Annotated in this window: 2 protein-coding genes; both read right to left on the minus strand. The window is 64.4% G+C overall.

Annotation, left to right across the window (positions count from 1 at the left end; translation table 11 throughout):
- Positions 1 to 647 (minus strand): 6-phosphogluconolactonase (pgl, locus tag HNO79_RS16290; RefSeq protein WP_214165940.1); only part of this gene is annotated, 647 nt, incomplete at its 3' end.
- On the minus strand, positions 640 to 1,425 hold a 786-nt coding region (locus HNO79_RS16295; protein WP_214165939.1), incomplete at its 5' end, for a Cof-type HAD-IIB family hydrolase. The genes pgl and HNO79_RS16295, both read right to left, overlap by 8 nt.

Below are 1,425 nucleotides of genomic sequence, written 5' to 3' on the forward strand. Positions count from 1 at the left end.
GCCTCGCGCTTGCCCGCACCCGCCAGCATGAACACCACATGGCGGCTGGAATGAATGGCGGGATAGGTCAGCGTCAGGCGCGTATGCGGCGCATCATCGGGCACGCAGCTTGAAACCCACAGCGTCCTTTCCTTCAGCACCGGCTGCCGCGGGAACAGCGATGCGGTATGCCCGTTATCGCCCAGACCCAGCATCACCACGTCAAACAGCGGGCGGCCGGGTTCCAGCACCCTGCTGCCATATACCCGTTCCAGCTCCGCCTGATAGGTCGCCGCCGCCTGCGCCGGGTCGCCCGATGTCGGCATGGGGTGGACGTTGGCGGGCGGCACCGGCACGTGGGCCAGCATTTCGGTCTCCACCATGTTGTAATTGCTGGCCGGATCGCTGTCGGGCACGAAGCGTTCATCGCCAAAGAAGAACTGCGTGTTCGCCCACGGAAAGCGGTCACGGTACGCGTCCGACGCCAGGATCTGGTACAGCCGCTTTGGCGTGGACCCGCCCGACAGCGCGATCATGAACGGGCCGCCCGTTTTCGCCAGCGCCTGCTCCGTCAGCCACTTCGCCATATGCCGGGCAATGGCCTCGGCATCGGGCAGGACCACCATCCGGCCCGTTTTCACGTCATGTCCCACCGTCATGTCATGCATCTCCCAGCACGTATTTCTCAATGCCATTGGCGAACCCTTCCTCCTCGCACGAGGTCGAGACATGGGTCGCCTGCTTCTGCACCTCGGGGCTGGCCTGCCCCATGGCGATCGACATGCCGCTCCTGCGGAACATCAGCACGTCATTGGGCTGGTCGCCCAGCGTCACCATCTGGCTGGCGGGAATGCCCAGCAGGCGCTCGAGCGTCATCACCACGCCGCCCTTGTTGGCGTCCCTGTTGGTCACATCCACGTAGTACGGCTGCGACAGGGCGGCCGACGCCGTATCGCCCAAAGCCTGCTGCAGGTCATGCTCGAGGCGTTTCATGAGGTCGAGGTCATCGCTGACGCCGGTGATCTTGACCACCTGATCCAGCCTGTCTTCCACATTGCCGACCACGGGCGGGAATTTCACCGTCCACTGCTCGCGCGCGACATGCGGGGCTTCAGCGTTGGAGACGATCCAGTCATTGCCGTTATAGACCCACGGGTCGGCCCTGTGGTCACGGATGATGCCAATCACCCTGCGCGCGGTATCGGCCGGCAGGGTGCGGGCCTCGATCACGGTGAAATCGGGCCGGACCATCATCCCGCCGTTGAAGCCCGCGATCGGTTCGGAAATCTTCAGCGGGTCAATGACCATCTTCATGCCCTTGGGCGGGCGGCCGCTGGTGATGGTGAACAGGATGCCACGTTCACGCAGGCGTTCGACAGCCCGGATGGCGCGTGGTGTCAGGATCTTGTCCTTCGTGACCAGCGTGCCGTCCACATCGGCCAGCAC

The sequence above is a fragment of the Komagataeibacter oboediens genome (assembly GCF_018491655.1).
GTDB classification, from domain to species: Bacteria; Pseudomonadota; Alphaproteobacteria; order Acetobacterales; family Acetobacteraceae; genus Komagataeibacter; species Komagataeibacter oboediens.